General features: G+C 68.5%; 11 protein-coding genes. 3 read left to right on the top strand and 8 right to left on the bottom strand.

The window, feature by feature from the left end:
- Window positions 1-121: 121 nt before the first annotated feature.
- The 3 genes from A9974_RS26695 to A9974_RS26705 all read right to left on the bottom strand — a co-directional run bounded on the left by A9974_RS26695 (window position 122) and on the right by A9974_RS26705 (window position 4,242).
- Window positions 122-1,324 carry an NAD(P)/FAD-dependent oxidoreductase gene (locus tag A9974_RS26695; protein ID WP_183007192.1) on the bottom strand — a complete coding sequence of 401 codons (1,203 nt, stop codon included), beginning with the start codon at window positions 1,322-1,324 and terminating at the stop codon, window positions 122-124.
- Window positions 1,325-1,341: 17 nt separating this feature from the next.
- Window positions 1,342-3,603, bottom strand: coding sequence for an arginine/lysine/ornithine decarboxylase (locus A9974_RS26700; protein WP_025139385.1), 2,262 nt, complete (start codon window positions 3,601-3,603; stop codon window positions 1,342-1,344).
- Window positions 3,604-3,789: 186 nt separating this feature from the next.
- Complete coding sequence (locus A9974_RS26705) at window positions 3,790-4,242, bottom strand: hypothetical protein (RefSeq protein WP_183007200.1); 453 nt, start codon at window positions 4,240-4,242, stop codon at window positions 3,790-3,792.
- Between the two features lie 113 nt (window positions 4,243-4,355).
- Here A9974_RS26705 and A9974_RS26710 point away from each other — a divergent pair, with 113 nt between their 5' ends.
- The gene (locus tag A9974_RS26710; RefSeq protein ID WP_183007193.1) at window positions 4,356-4,883 is read left to right on the top strand and encodes a GNAT family N-acetyltransferase; all 528 of its coding nucleotides are present in this window, start codon (window positions 4,356-4,358) and stop codon (window positions 4,881-4,883) included.
- A gap of 14 nt (window positions 4,884-4,897) precedes the next feature.
- Here the strand turns inward: A9974_RS26710 and A9974_RS26715 are convergent, their stop codons facing one another.
- Window positions 4,898-6,133 (bottom strand): GGDEF domain-containing protein, encoded by a 1,236-nt coding sequence (locus A9974_RS26715; protein WP_183007194.1) that lies wholly within the window; start codon window positions 6,131-6,133, stop codon window positions 4,898-4,900.
- A gap of 171 nt (window positions 6,134-6,304) precedes the next feature.
- Here A9974_RS26715 and A9974_RS26720 point away from each other — a divergent pair, with 171 nt between their 5' ends.
- Window positions 6,305-7,156, top strand: coding sequence for a GNAT family N-acetyltransferase (locus A9974_RS26720; RefSeq protein ID WP_183007195.1), 852 nt, complete (start codon window positions 6,305-6,307; stop codon window positions 7,154-7,156).
- Window positions 7,157-7,189: 33 nt separating this feature from the next.
- Here A9974_RS26720 and dcd read toward each other — a convergent pair whose 3' ends face one another.
- The 4 genes from dcd to apbC all read right to left on the bottom strand — a co-directional run bounded on the left by dcd (window position 7,190) and on the right by apbC (window position 14,610).
- Window positions 7,190-7,753: a dCTP deaminase gene (gene dcd, locus A9974_RS26725; RefSeq protein WP_183007196.1), complete on the bottom strand. Its 564-nt coding sequence runs from the start codon at window positions 7,751-7,753 to the stop codon at window positions 7,190-7,192.
- 87 nt (window positions 7,754-7,840) lie between these two features.
- Window positions 7,841-11,569, bottom strand: coding sequence for a translocation/assembly module TamB domain-containing protein (locus tag A9974_RS26730; protein ID WP_183007201.1), 3,729 nt, complete (start codon window positions 11,567-11,569; stop codon window positions 7,841-7,843).
- 56 nt (window positions 11,570-11,625) lie between these two features.
- Complete coding sequence (locus tag A9974_RS26735) at window positions 11,626-13,518, bottom strand: autotransporter assembly complex family protein (RefSeq protein ID WP_183007197.1); 1,893 nt, start codon at window positions 13,516-13,518, stop codon at window positions 11,626-11,628.
- Between the two features lie 3 nt (window positions 13,519-13,521).
- On the bottom strand, window positions 13,522-14,610 hold the full coding sequence (gene apbC / locus A9974_RS26740; protein ID WP_183007198.1) for an iron-sulfur cluster carrier protein ApbC: 1,089 nt from the start codon (window positions 14,608-14,610) through the stop codon (window positions 13,522-13,524).
- A 101-nt stretch (window positions 14,611-14,711) separates the two neighbouring features.
- Between apbC and A9974_RS26745 the strand changes: the two genes are divergently transcribed.
- Window positions 14,712-14,987, top strand: coding sequence for a hypothetical protein (locus A9974_RS26745; protein WP_008166740.1), 276 nt, complete (start codon window positions 14,712-14,714; stop codon window positions 14,985-14,987).
- The last annotated feature ends 177 nt before the right edge of the window (window positions 14,988-15,164 follow it).

Here is a 15,164-nt window from a genome sequence, read left to right on the forward strand (position 1 = left end):
GGGCCGCATTGATTATCGAAAACATAAATGATATGTATTTTTATTTGATATAACAATGGTGACGTTGCAATAGCTGTCATAGAGACGGACTATGCCCGCCCCGCTGCCCCCGACGCCGCGCCTACAGCGCCTTGCCGCAGGCCACGCCCGAAGCCCAGGCCCATTGGAAGTTGTAGCCGCCCAGCCAGCCGGTCACGTCGACGGCTTCGCCGATGAAGTACAGCCCGGCGGTGGTCTTGGCCTGCATGGATTTCTGGTCCAGCCCCCGGGTGTCGACGCCGCCGCGCATGACCTCGGCCTTCTTGTAGCCGGCGGTGCCGCTGGGCACCAGGGTCCACTGGTGGATGTCCTGCGCCAGCGTGCGCAGCGTCTTGTCGGGCGCGTCGGCCAGGCGCAAGGCCGCCAGGCCGGGCTTGCCGTCCTGCTCGGCCAGGTGCAGCCAGCGGTCGGCCAGGCGCTTGGGCCACAGGCCCGCCAGCACCGTGTGCAACTGCTGGCGGTTGCCGGACTTGGCCGCCAGCAGCTCGGCGGCCAGGTCGCGGCCAGGCGCCAGATCGATGACGATGGGTTCGCCGGGCTTCCAGAAACTGGAAATCTGCAAGATCGCCGGACCCGACAGGCCGCGATGGGTGAACAGCAGGTCTTCGAGGAATTCACCGCGGGTCTTGCCCTGCCCCGTGTGCAGATTGACCTCGAGCGCCACGCCGGACAGCTCCGCCAGGGGCTGCCATTGGGCCGGATCGAACGTCAGCGGCACCAGCGCGGGACGCGGCGCGACCACCTTCAGGCCGAACTGGCGCGCCAGCTTCAGCCCGAAGTCGGTCGCGCCCAGTTGCGGAATCGCCATGCCGCCGGTGGCGACCACCAGCTTGGCGGCCCGGATCGGGCCCTGGCTGGTGCGCAGCGCGAAGCCGGCCTCGCCGTGGGCCACCTCGGCCACCTGGCAACCCATGCGCCATTGCACGCCGCCCGTATCGCATTCGGCGCGCAGCATCTCGATGATGGACTCGCTGGAATCGTCGCAGAACAGCTGGCCGCGGTGCTTCTCGTGCCAGGCGATGTGGTGGCGCTTGAGCAGCGCCAGGAAGTCCTGCGGCGTATAGCCCGACAGGGCCGAGCGGCAGAAGTGCGGATTGTCGGAGAGGAAATTGGCGGGGCCGGCCCCGATGTTGGTGAAGTTGCAGCGGCCTCCGCCGGAAATGCGGATTTTCTCGGCCAGGCGCTCGGCATGGTCGACCAGCACCACCCGCAAGCCACGCTGGCCGGCGACCGCTGCGCACATCATGCCAGCGGCGCCGGCGCCGAGAACGGCAACATCGAACATCGGGACTCCGGACCGGATCAGTCTTCGATCAGGCAGTCGACGTAGTAACGCTTCTCGCCGTCCGGACCCACTTCGTCGGCCAAGCCGTGGATGTAGGTCTCGAAGCCCGGGAAGCGCTCGTTGAACTCGCGCGCGAACTGCAGGTACTGGACGATGGTGCGATTGAAGCGCTCGCCCGGAATCAGCAGCGGGATGCCCGGGGGGTACGGCGTCAGCAGCACACCGGTGACGCGGCCTTCGAGCTGGTCGATGTCGACGCGCTCGACCTCGCGGTGCGCCATGCGGGCGAAGGCGTCGGACGGCTTGAGCGCCGGCACCATGTCGCTCAGGTACATCTCGGTGGTCAGGCGGGCCACATCGCGCTCGCGGTAGGCTTCGTGGATCTGCTGGCACAGATCGCGCAGGCCCATGCGCTCGTAACGGCGATGCACCTTGCAGAAGTCCGGCAGGATGCGCCACAGCGGCTGGTTGCGGTCGTAGTCGTCCTTGAACTGCTGCAGCGCGGTCAAGAGCGTGTTCCAACGACCCTTGGTGATGCCGATGGTAAACAGGATGAAGAACGAATACAGGCCGGTCTTCTCGACCACCACGCCGTGCTCGGTCAGGTACTTGGAGACCAGCGCCGCGGGGATGCCGGTTTCGCCGAAGCTGCCCGACATGTCCAGCCCCGGGGTGATGACCGTGGCCTTGATCGGGTCCAGCATGTTGAAGCCTTCGGCCATTTCACCGAAGCCGTGCCAGTGGTCGTTGGCTTCCAGCACCCATTCGTCGCGGTTGCCGATGCCTTCGGACACCAGGCGGTTCGGGCCCCAGACCTTGAACCACCAGTCGTTCTTGCCGAATTCGGATTCCACCTTGCGCATGGCGCGGCGGAAGTCCAGCGCTTCGCGGATGCTTTCCTCGACCAGCGCGGTGCCGCCCGGGGGTTCCATCATGGCCGCGGCCACGTCGCACGACGCGATGATCGCGTATTGCGGCGAGGTCGACGTGTGCATCAGGTACGCTTCGTTGAAAACGTTGCGGTCCAGTTTGCGGGTCTCGGATTCCTGCACGATGATCTGCGAAGCCTGCGAGATGCCGGCCAGCAGCTTGTGCGTGGAGTGGGTGGCGAACACCATCGCGTCCTGGCTGCGCGGGCGGTCCTGGCCGATGGCGTGCATGTCCTTGTAGAACTCGTGGAACGCGGCGTGCGGCAGCCAGGCTTCGTCGAAGTGCAGCGTGTCGACATAGCTGCCGAGCTGCTCCTTGATCATTTCCACGTTGTAGATGACGCCGTCGTACGTGCTTTGCGTCAGCGTCAGGATGCGCGGGTTCTTGTTCACCGCTTCGCGCGCGAAGGGGTTGGCCTCGATCTTCTTGCGGATGTTGTCCGGGTGGAATTCTTCCAGCGGAATCGGGCCGATGATGCCCAGGTGGTTGCGCGTGGGGCGCAGGAACACCGGGATCGCGCCCGTCATGGTGATCGCGTGCAGGATCGACTTGTGGCAGTTGCGGTCCACCACCACCACGTCGCCGGCGGCCACGTTGGCGTGCCATACCACCTTGTTCGAGGTGGACGTGCCGTTGGTCACGAAATAGCAGTGGTCGGCATGGAAGATGCGCGCGGCGTTCAGTTCCGATTCGGCGACGGGGCCGGTGTGGTCCAGCAACTGGCCCAGTTCGTCGACCGCGTTGCAGACGTCGGCGCGCAGCATGTTTTCACCGAAGAACTGGTGGAACATCCGGCCCACCGGGCTCTTCAGGAACGCCACGCCGCCCGAGTGGCCGGGGCAGTGCCAGGAATAGGAGCCGTCCTGCGCGTACTTGACCAGCTCGCGAAAGAACGGCGGCGGCAGGCTGTCCACGTAGCTGCGGGCTTCGCGGATGATGTGGCGCGCCACGAATTCGGGTGTGTCCTCGAACATGTGGATGAAGCCGTGCAGTTCGCGCAGGATGTCGTTCGGGATGTGCTCCGAGGTGCGCGTTTCGCCGTACAGGTAGATGGGGATGTCGGCGTTGCGGAAACGCAGTTCGCCGATGAACATGCGCAGGTTCTTGATCGCGCTGGCCACGTCCTCGGGCGAATCGACGTCGAATTCCTCGTCGTCGATCGACAGGATGAAGGCGCTGGCGCGGCTTTGCTGCTGGGCGAACGAACTCAAGTCGCCATAACTGGTCACCCCGATCACCTCGACGCCCTCGGCCTCGATCGCTTCAGACAAGGCACGAATACCCAAACCGGACGCGTTCTCGGAACGGTAGTCCTCGTCGATGATGAAAATAGGGAAGCGGAATTTCATGCAGGCGCTCCTGGGGCAAGCGAATCGGACCGTTATGGCGGACGCGAGTGTACTTCTAGTGAAAAACCGTCTGATGACAGGCGGCGCGAAAGGCCCCGCCAGGCTAGCGGGAATGGCGGAATTGTAGGGCGGATTTTCTCCAGACCCTATGGTTTTCCCGAAGCGGGGCGCAGAAGGCGGAAAAACCTAGCGGATCACGCGCGCCTCGCCGGCCTGGAGGGCGGCGGTGAACAGGTCGAAGTACGGCGCAATGGCCTCGGCGGCGCCATAGCGGATGCGCCGCTCGACCTTGGCGATGGCGCCGAAGCAGACCTCGGCTTCGGGTTCGCCGCAGACCAGCACGACCGGGTCTTCGTCGTCGCAGACCTCGTACAGGCCGCCATGGGCCCGGCGCGCGACTTCGTAGAGGTAGGCGGCGGCGCCGACGGTCTGCATGGGGGTCAGGGGCAGCGCGCCGACGTGGGCGGCTTCAAGCGCCGTATCGAGCGCATGGATGCTGGACAGCGAATAATCGAGCCCGACGCCGGAGGCTCCTGCTGCGTGGACGAAATCCTGGGCGGCGTTGGCCACGCGCGCCACGAACTCTTCCTGGACTTCGTCGCGCTTGGCGTCCTGGTTTATCTTGAGGAAACCGAACATCATTGGCTCCTTTGTGAAAACCGCAAGCGGCGTTAGACCCATTATAGGCAGCCCCCCCGCCTATACTGGCCGGTAGCGTCCCCGACCGTACCCTATTCCCAACACTTCGCCCCATGCCGTCCGTTTCCGCCGCGCTTGTCCGACGTCTGACCCCCGCCGATGCGCCCGCCCTGCGCCAGTTGCGCCTGGACGCCCTGCGGGAAACCCCGGAAGCATTCGGATCAAGTTACGAAGAGGAACACACGCTGACACTGGACGACATCCGTGGCTGGATCGCCCCGGCCAACGACAGCGCGATGTTCGGCGTGTTCGTGCAGGACGCGCTGGCCGGCATGGTCGGCGTGGCGCGCCAGCGCAAGCTGAAAATGCGGCACAAGGCGCATGTCTGGAGCATGTACGTGGCGCCCGGCCAGCGCGGCCAGGGCCTGGGCCGGCTGCTGATGCGCGCGGCGATCGACCATGCCGCCGGCATGCGCGGCGTGCGCCGGGTGCAGTTGAGCGTCACCGCCAACAACGACGCCGCCTTCAACTTGTACGTCACGCTGGGGTTCGAGGAATACGGCCACGAATGCGAGGCGCTGTGCGTCAACGGCGTGCTGTACGACGAACTGCTGATGGCGCTGCCGCTGGCCGGCAAATAGCGCGCCCTGCCCCGTCAGCCCGCGCGGCGCCGCGCGCCGTAGGCCCAGACCTGGTTGCGGCCGCCGTCCTTGGCCTTGTAGAGCGCCTGGTCGGCCGCCTTGATGACGGCGTCCGGGGCGCGCAGCGCATCGCCTCGTTCGGCCACGCCGATACTGACCGTCACCCGCAGCGGACGCGAATGGCGGCCGCCCCGGCCGCCGCGCCGGCGCTGGCCCACCTGATCCGCCTTGGGCCGCGCGGGCTTGTCGCGCAGGCGCATCTGATAGGCCTCGATCGCGCGTCGCACGGTCTCCAGGTGCGGCATGGCCTCGACGGCGGTCTTGCCCGGGAACACCAGCGTGAACTCCTCGCCGCCGTACCGGTAGGCGTAGCCGCCGCCCGCCACCCGCCGCAACTGCGACGCGACCATGCGCAGCACCTGGTCGCCTACGTCGTGGCCATGGGTGTCGTTGAACGCCTTGAAATGATCCACGTCGGCCATCGCCAGCGTGTAGACGCGGCCCATGCGCTGCAGCCGTTCATTCAGCGCGCGGCGTCCGGGCAGGCCGGTCAGCTCGTCGCGGAAGGCCATGTGAAAGCCCTCGTGCGCCAGCGAAATCGACAACGCGGTCAGCGCGGCCGAGGCCATCACGGCCAGTTCCAGCGGATGCTGCGCGCCGCGCGGCAGCGCCCACGCCATGCACATGAAGCCCAGCCACTGGCCGGCCTGCTGCGGACGGCCATAGCGCAGCAATAGCAGGGTCAGGGTCAGGCCGGTCACCAGCAGCGCCGCCAGGGCCTGCACCGGCAGGCCTAGCCGGGCCAGCACGCCCTGCACCGCCAGCGTTTCGAACAGGCCCGCCACGCCTTCCTTGCCGGCCAGGGCAATGGCGGCCGCGCCGACGGCCATCAGGCCGATGCGGGCCGCCATGTCCAGCAGCAGGCTGGAGCGTTCGGCCCAGAGCGCATTAATGGTGTAGGCCAGCGACCACCACACCAGCGCCGGCCCCACCGCCCACGGCGCCTGGCTGGCAAGCGCGGGCCACAGGGCCACGGCCGCCAGCACGCTGAGCATCAGCGCCAGGGTCTGCGAGCGTTGGTACATCAGGCAGATGGCCGCGCCCACCAGCGTCATGACCCACGGCACGAACGGCACGATCTGCGTCAACGCCGGCGGCCATTGCTGCCACAGCAGCAGCCCGGCCGCCGCGAATACCGGCAGCGCAGGGTAGAACAACAGGGGCAGCCAGGGGATATGGGGGTAACGCACGGATAGGGCCTTGCTCACGCTTGCAGAGATGACGTCGCCAAATCGGCAAACACATATCCCTTTTTACGGTCGCGGCACGGGGTTCTTTAGCGCGGCAACGATCTCGCGCGGGCGTGCCCGCCTCGCCGCAGGCCATGCTATGTTTTGCGCCTGGTCCCGGCGGAAAACCCCATGCGTATCCTGGTCAATATCGATGTACCCGATCTCGAGCAGGCGATCGGCTTCTATGAACGCGCTTTCGGGCTGGCGCTGCATCGGCGCCTGGGGCCCAAGGCCGCCGAAATGCTGGGCGCCTCGGCGCCTATCTACCTGCTGGAAAAGGCCGCCGGCACACCGGCCGCGGGGGCCGTGCGCCAGCCCCGCGACTATGCGCGCCACTGGACTCCGGTGCATCTGGACGTGGTGGTCGAGGACGTCGACAGCGCCGTGCGGCGCGCCGTGGCGGCGGGCGCGCGGCTGGAAGACCCCGCGGCAACGCACGACTGGGGCCGTATCGCCCACCTGAGCGACCCGTTCGGCCATGGCATCTGCATCATGCAGTTCCTGGGGCGCGGCTACGACGCGCTGACGGCGTCGGCGCTACGCGACGTGCCCGCGGCCGATGCCGACTTCGAGGCCTTGCTGGCCATCCGCATCGAGGCCATGAAGGAAAGCCTGGAACGCCTGGGCCGGTTCGATCCCGAACGGGCGCGAGCGCGGCTGCGCAGCACGTTCCAGCCGGGCCACACCTGGTTCATCGAGCGCGACGGCGCGCGCATCGGCTTCTATGCCCTGCGCCCCGACGGCGACGGACTGCGGCTGGATCATCTGTATGTCGTCCCCGCCGCGCAAGGGCTGGGGGTGGGCGGCCAGGTGCTGGGCCGCCTGCTACGCGATGCCGACAGCCGCGGGCTGCCGGTGCGCGTGGGTGCGCTGCGAGACAGCGACTCGAACCGCTTCTACCGCCGGCACGGCTTCGTGCAGGTGGGGGAAAGCGAGTGGGATATCGATTACCTGCGCCCCGCGCCGGGGCGCGGGGCGTAAGGCGCCAGGTATTCCTGGCCCGATTCGGACGGATCAGGTGCGCGGCAACGTGACGCCGGTCTGGCCCTGGTACTTGCCGCCGCGATCGCGGTACGAGGTCTCGCAGACTTCGTCACTTTCCAGGAACAGCATCTGCGCGCAGCCTTCGCCGGCGTAGATCTTGGCGGGCAGCGGCGTGGTATTGGAGAACTCGAGCGTGACGTGGCCTTCCCATTCGGGTTCCAGCGGCGTCACGTTGACGATGATGCCGCAGCGCGCGTAGGTGCTCTTGCCCAGGCAGATCGTCAGGACGCTGCGCGGGATGCGGAAGTATTCCACCGTGCGGGCCAGCGCGAACGAGTTGGGCGGAATGATGCAGACGCCGCCCTTGAAATCCACGAACGAGCCTTCGTCGAAATTCTTCGGATCGACGATGGTGGAATTGATGTTGGTGAAGATCTTGAATTCGTCGGCGCAGCGCACGTCGTAGCCGTAGCTGCTGGTGCCATAGCTGACGATGCGCCCGCCATTGGCCGTGCGGACCTGACCCGCTTCAAAGGGTTCGATCATGCCAGCTTCGGCCTGGCGGCGGATCCAGCGGTCGCTTTTGATGCTCATGGTGGGAGAGTGCTTGCGGATTGAATGGGCCTCATTTTATCCCGAGCGCGCCGCCCCGTCCCCGACCGGGGCGCGGCGGCGCCCCTGTCAGTCCCCGAAGAAGGTGCGGTAGACCAGCGCGATGCCGTTGACCGAACCGCCCTTCAGGTCCAGCGACAGGCCCCGCGCCAGGCGGTAGCTGGCCCGTCCCACCGTGTCGCTGCCCGCCAGCGCCTGCTCCACGCTGAGCGTGATGCCGTTGGCGAACGACTTGCTGGCCACCAGGAACTGGGTCGCCAACTGGCTGTCGCTGTCGCGATTGACGTCGCCGGCAACGGTGCGGTCGGGCAGGATGCTGCCGGAACTGCCCAGGTTGCCGGTCCGCACGCTGACGTCGTCCAGCCCGAACTGCTTATAGAACGGCTGGCCGCCGCCCAGCAGCGCCGTGCCGACCGACAGCAGCAAGGCGGCGTCGCTGCCGCTTTCGTCCGGGCCGCGGCCCAGCAGCAGCCACGAGAGCTTTTCGACGTCGCTGACGTCCGGATAGGACACCAGGTCGATGCGCGGACGCTGCGCGGTGCCGACCACCTTCACGCCCGCCTCGACCTGTTCGCCCGTGCGCAGCGCCTCGATGTCGAGCAGCGGGTTGTCCAGCCGGCCCTGGAAGGTCAGCGTGCCGCGGCGCAGCCGCAGCTTCTGGCCATAGGCCTCGATGCCGCCGCCGCGGGTGCGCAGCGCGCCCACGCCGGTCAGGCGGCCATCGTTGAGCAGGATCTGGATCGACCCGAGCAACCCGGCGTCCAGCCCCATGCCAGTAATGTAGAAGCGCGGCCCCATGTCGAACTTCAGGTTCATGCTGGTCTGCAGCGGCGTGGACACCGCGCCGGGGTCATCGCCCACGCGCCGCACCTTGACATCGTCGTCCAGCGAGGGCACGCCCTGCAGGATCTCCAGGCTGAACCAGCCTGCGTCCGCCTTCAGGTCGCCCACGATGTCGATGCGCGGCATCTGCGCCGTCAGGTCGACGGTGCCCGACACCATGGCGTAGCGGTCCGACCGTTGCAGCGCCGGGAAGCGGTACAGGGTCAGGCGCACGTTGCCGCCGCCGTCGATCAGGTTCCATTGGCCGCGCGCCTCGGCGTAGCCGTCCTTGGCCTCGGGATTGGTGGTGATCCATTCCCTGGTGCGCCATTCGGCGGGCATGACCCGCAGCGAGGCCGGGAAGCGCAGGCTGTCCAGCACCAGCTTGTCGCCGTCCAGGCGCGCCGACAGGGTGCCGTCGATCAGGCGCACGCCGTCGTCGATCCGCACCACGCGCAGCTTGTCGCCGCGAATCGCGCCGCTGGCGCTCCATTTGCCGGCCAGCGTGCCCTGGGCGTCGAGGTTGGCCTTGACCTGGCCGCCGATTTCCATCGAATCGCCCACGAACAGGCCGACCCAGGCCAGGTCGGTGATGTCCGCATCCAGCTTGGCGCGGATGGGCTGGCGCGCGTCCAGCGCCATGCCGCCCTGAGCGTCCACCAGCAGCACCGCGGTGCCGGTGCCGGCGATCTTGCCCATCTTGTCCGTGGCCAGGTCCAGCTTGGCGTCCAGGCGGCTGGCATTGGCCGAGGTCGGCGTGGCAGTCAGGTCCAGCACCAGGGCCTTCACGCCCAGCGGGATGGGCGGGTCGCCCGGGATCAGCAGATCGCCGTCGCGCCGCGCGATGCGCGCGCGGCCGCCCAGCCGGCCATCGAATTTCAAGTCCCACAGCACGTCCAGCGCGATGCGGCGCTGGCCTTCGGCCACCATCGCGTTCACGCGCTTCGGGCCTTTTTGCAGCTTGGCGGCGGCCTCGGGGTCGACTGCGGCGATCACCTGGCGCGCCATGGCGGCGGTGATGACGAGGTTGTCGGCCTGGCCGGCGGTTTCCCAGCGCTTGGCCCCGCCGCGCGAGCCCTTGTGGGCGATGACCAGTTTTTCCTTGCCCGGCAGGGTCACGCCCAGCGCGGTCTGGCCCACCTGCCATTGCCATTGCGGCGCGACCGCCGACGGCAGGAAGGACAGCGTCACGGGGCGGTCGACCGACACGGCGAAACCGGCGGAGTCGGCCGTCAGCCGCGAGAACGTGCCGCGCCAGCCGGTCAGGGCCGCTTCGGCCTCGCCGGCCGGGCCCTGGCCCCAGCCGCCGGCGAAGGTGATGGCGGCCTGCGCCCGCGCCTGCCCCAGCACACCGGGCCGCGGCTTGGCCGGGTTGTAGCCGGCGGTGAAGTCGCCCTTGTGCGCGGCCGGCGTGCCGGTCAGCTTGCCCTTGAGGTCGGCGCCGCCCGGAATGCCGGGCCAGAACGCATCCAGCTGCGGCGCCTGCGCGTCCAGCGTCAGGTTGCCGTCGGACGCGTCGATTTCGCCCTGCGCCCGGACGCGGTTGCCGCCCAGCTTCAGGTCGATGTCCAGGCCGTGGATGCGCAGGCCGGTCAACAGTTCGTCGACGGGGGTGGTGGCGGCGCGCTTGGCGGGTGTTGCGGCAGCCGATGCTGCGGCGGCCGGCGCTGCGGCAGCCTCGCCCGCCGGCGCGGCGATGTCCACCTGCGCCTTGACCGCCCCCGTCAGCGGCTGCTTGTTCCAGCGCGCGCCCTCCTCGAACCGCAGGTCGATGGCCGCCTGCCGCAGCTGGTCCAGGTTCTCGAATTCCGCGCTCATCTGCGCATTGGCGCTGACGACTGCCTGCGGGATCCCTTCACCCAGCCAGGGCGACAGGTCCAGGCGCCGCGCCGCCAGCGTGCCGGCGATGCGGTCGCGGCCCGGGCGGCCGTCCACCGCCTGCAGGTCCAGGCGCGCGGACAGTGTGGACTTGTCCGGCAATTGCGCGTCGGCCCGGGCACTGCGCAGCACCAGTGGCGTGCGCGGAGCCAGGTCGGCGACCAATTCCAGCGCCAGGCCGGCGCCGGTGCCGTCCAGCTTGGCCTGGATGCCGTCCAGCGACCCGGCGGCGTCGGCGCTCAGGATCACCTGGCAAGCCGGGGCCGGCGGACCGACCCGTTCGCGCTCGGCGTCGGCCGGCTGGTCGGCGGCCTTGCCCTTGGGCGTGCCGGCTTGCGCCTTGGCCGCGTCGGCCGGCTTGCCGTCGGGCTTGCGGGCAGCCCCGGCAGGCGGTTTGGCGGCACCTGCCGGCTTCTTGACGGGCGCCGCCTGCGTCTTGGTCGGCGGGGCGAATTTGCCGCTGAGCTGATCGGCCTGGCACAACGGCGAGTCCGGACCGGACCCGCGCGCCGTCACGTCCAGGCGGGCGGCGAATGGCCAGGGATCAGCCAGGCGCTGCAATTCGGCCTGTCCGCTGACTTGGGCCTGCCCGACTTCATGGCCCACGCGCAGGCTGGCAATGCGCAGTTGCGCGCCCTGCTGCCGGCCCGCAGCGAACGTGGCGTTCAGGTCGCCCAGCGTCACCGGCAGTTCCTGGCCGTCCTGCAATAGATGGAAATCGCCAAGCGCCAGCCTGTCGACGGCGATGTCCACCGGCAGCGACGGCAAGGCGAAGGGCTCCGAGGGTTCGTCGGCCGCGGGCGCCTCGGTGCTGGAGGTCAATGCTATGTTGACGCTGCCGGCCGACAGCTCGCGCACGTGCAGCAGCCGGTCGCCCAACGCGCGCCAATGCACGTTCAGGCGCAGGTCGGTGATATCGATGCGGGTGCCGCCCACGGTCAGGTCCAGCCGGCCGACGTCCAGCCCGCGCAGGATCGCGCCGCGCACATCCAGCGCCTGGCCGCCCATCTGCTGGGCGGCGGTGGTCAGCAGCAGGCGCGAGCCGGTCTGCGACGCCAGCAGCCAGAACACGAAGCTGCACGCCAGCACAGCCAGCATGGCCAGGCCGGGCAGCCACCACACCAGCACCTGGCGCAGGAATTTTCGCAACGCCCTCAAAACGCGATCCCCAGCGAGAAGTGCAGGCGCAGGTCGCGCTCGCGCTGGCCATAGGCCAGGTCCAGGAACAGCGGGCCGGCAGGCGTGCGCACCCGCGCGCCCACGCCATAGCCCACCGCCATCGACATGTCACCAAACGACTGGGCCGCATCGCCGGCATCGACAAACACGCCCATGCCCCAGCGTTCATTGAAGTAGTGGTCGTACTCGATGCTGCCGACCACCAGGGTGGGCGCGCCCACCGTGGCGTTGTCGCGCTTTACGCCGATGCTTTGATACTTGTAGCCGCGGATGGAACGGGCGCCGCCCGTGCGAAAACCGAAATCGTCCGGCACCTGCACATTGCCGTTGGCCCAGACTCGGCCGACTTCGCCGCGGATGGTCAGCACGTCCAGCTTGCCGATCGGCCACCACTTCTGGGCGCGGAAGCGCGCGCGGGTATAGGGTTCGCCGGTATCGAGCGTAACGCCCACGCCGCCGCCCAGCGCGATCAGGTTGCCCTCGCGCGGGTCGTATTTGTTGTCCACGTCGCGCCGCAGCCACTCGCCGGTGGCGGTCAGCGTGGGCAACGTGTATTCATCGCCGCCGTCGATCTTGACGTGGTCTTGCGCCAGCAGCAGGCCCCAGCGGGTTTCGTACGTGACGCGGCTGTCGCCGGCGCCCTTGCGTTCCTGGCTGCGGGTGGCGCCCAGGGCATAGCGGGTGACGTCCAGGCCCTGGATGTCGGAGTGCTGCGCCAGCACGCCGATGGAATCCTTGTAGCCGCGCTCGGTCGGCGGCAGGTACACATCGGTGTAGACGCGCTGCTGCAGGCGGTCCACGCTGAAGCCCGACTCCATCGTGACCGGCTGGCCGAACACCACGTTCTGGCGGTACAGCGACTCGAGCCGCACGCCGGCCTCGTCGTCCACGCCCAGCGATACCGAGAAGCGCTTGGGCGGCGCTTCCACCACCCGCACCTGCACCGGCAGCGTGACTTCGCCGTTCGAGTCGTAGACGGCGGGCGGGGGCGGCATGGCGCCGGACACGACGGGGTCGCCAGCCGGGGCGGATTCCGCCGCGTTGGCCGCCCCCGGCGCGCGGGCCCGGTCCGAGGCGGGCTCGGCTGGTTGCTGGGCGCTACCGGGCTGGCGCAACGCCACGAAGGCGCCGCGGAAGAATGCGGTGGACTGCAGGTCTTGCTGCCATTCATCGAGCCGGTTCTGGTCGTAGGGCGAACCCGGCGAATAGCGCACGTAACGAGTGATGAGCTTGTTCGGCACCCGCTCCAGCCCTTCGGTGCTGAGCTCGCCCATGCGGACCTGCGGCCCGCTGTCGATGGTGACGCGCAAAGTGGCAGATGCGGTGTCGGCCTGCACGTCGGCTTCGGACGCGGTCATGCGCGCCAGCATGAAGTCGCGCACCGAGACCGCGTCCAGCAAGGCGGACTTGGCCTTGTTCCAATCGCTGTTGATGAACGGCTGGCCGACCTTCAGCAGCCAGTCGTCGCGCAACTTCTGCACGCGGGCCGCGTATTCCGGGCGGGTGATACGGCCGGTGAAGGTCAAATCGACCGAGGACACCATCGTGCGCTTGCCAGGGACAATGCCGATGTCCCAGGTTTCGCCGCCAATGTCGGTGCCGGCTTCAAGCGTGACGGTGGGCGTGAAATAGCCCTGGGTGGCCAGCGCGGCCAGCGTGGCGTCGCGCGCGCGGCGCCGCAGCCGGTTGATTTCGCCGCCGTCCTGGTCTTCGGCCAGGCGCGCGATGGCGTCCACGGCCTCGGTGATCGACTGCAACGCGGCCGGCGGCACGCCGCCGGGGTCCACGATGATCTCAGGGCGTTTGGCGGCGGCCTCGCCCGCCACTACGAAAAGTCCAGCCAAGAAGGCCCGGGCTGCCCACTGCATGCGTCAGGTCGGCTGCTGCACGACGATGGACGGGAATTTCCCGGCCATGTCGCGGGGAAGCGCCGCGACGCCCGCCGCCAGTTTCCGGGCAATGCCGCGATACAGGGCCGCGGCTTCGCTGCCCGGGTCCGCCACCACGGTGGGGGTGCCGGCGTCGGTCTGCTCGCGGATGGCCAGCGTCAGCGGCAGGCTGCCCAGCCAGGGGGTGTCGTATTGCTGGGCCATGCGCTGGCCGCCGCCTTCGCCGAAGATGTGTTCGGCGTGACCGCACTGCGAGCAGATGTGGATCGCCATGTTCTCGACCACGCCCAGGATCGGCACGTCGACCTTCTGGAACATGCGCAGGCCCTTGCGGGCATCCAGCAGCGCCACGTCCTGCGGCGTGGTGACGATGACCGCGCCCACCACCGGCACTTTCTGCGCCAGGGTCAGCGCCACGTCGCCGGTGCCCGGGGGCATGTCGACGATCAGATAATCCAGGTCGCGCCAGTTGGTCTGGCGCAGCAATTGTTCAAGCGCCTGGGTGACCATCGGGCCGCGCCAGATGGCCGGCGAGTCGGCGTCGATCAGAAAGCCGATGGAATTGGCCTGCAGGCCATGGCCCGTCAGGGGCTCCATGCTCTTGTTGTCCAGGCTTTCGGGACGGCCCGACACGCCCAGCATGGTCGGCACGCTGGGGCCGTAGATATCGGCGTCCAGCAGGCCGACCTTGGCGCCCTCGGCCGCCAGGGCCAGCGCCAGGTTCACGGCCGTGGTGCTCTTGCCCACCCCGCCCTTGCCGGAGGCCACCGCAACAATGTTGCGGACATTGGGCAGCGGCTTGAGCCCCTTTTGCACGGCGTGCGCCGCGACCTTCCAGGTGACGGTCACCTGGGCGTCCGGCGCGCCGGCGGCGGCCAGCGCGGCCACGGCCAGGTCGCGCACCTGGTCGCGCACGCCATCGGCGGGATAGCCCAGTTCGAGCGTCAGGGCGACACGGCCCCCCACCTGTTGAATGTCACGATCTTTTACAGATACGCCTAGGTCCAGTCCGGTGTTCGGGTCTTGCGCGGCGCGCAGCGCGGCGCGGATTTGGTCTATCGTTATACTCATATCACTGTGGTTCCGTAGGCAGCGCGGCTTCTGCGGGCCGCCATCCCCTAAAGGATAGCGGATACACGGGAACCTTTCGCTGCGTTTTGCATCCGACTTTCATGACCAATACTCTCATCCGCTTCTTCCGAGCCGTCTTATTCGCCGCCCTGGCCTTGATCGGCATGGCGATGGCGCTGGTGTTCATGTTGTCCACGGCGATCGCCGTGGCGATCCTGTACGTGGTCGCCAAGGTGCGCGGCAAGCCTTTCGGCGTTCGCGCCTATTGGAGCCAGCGCCAAGGCGCCCGTCCGGGTCCCTTCCAGTCCGCCAGCGCCCCGTTCGCCACGCAACCGCGCGGCGACGTGATCGACGTCGAGGCCCGCGAGATCCGCTAAGCGCGGCATCGCAGCGCCCCCGCCGGCCCGCCTCGCGCACCGGCTGCCGGGCTGCGTGCATCTATCTTTCCGGATCGGCTCCCGGCCGGTTTGCCGGCAAGCTGTCCCCCAACCCGCCTGGCGCGTTCGCGCGACCGGCGGGTTGCGTCGTTTCAGGGACGCCGCCGGGCCCCCCCC

Source organism: Achromobacter sp. UMC71 (assembly GCF_014170305.1).
Taxonomy (GTDB): Bacteria; Pseudomonadota; Gammaproteobacteria; order Burkholderiales; family Burkholderiaceae_B; genus Achromobacter.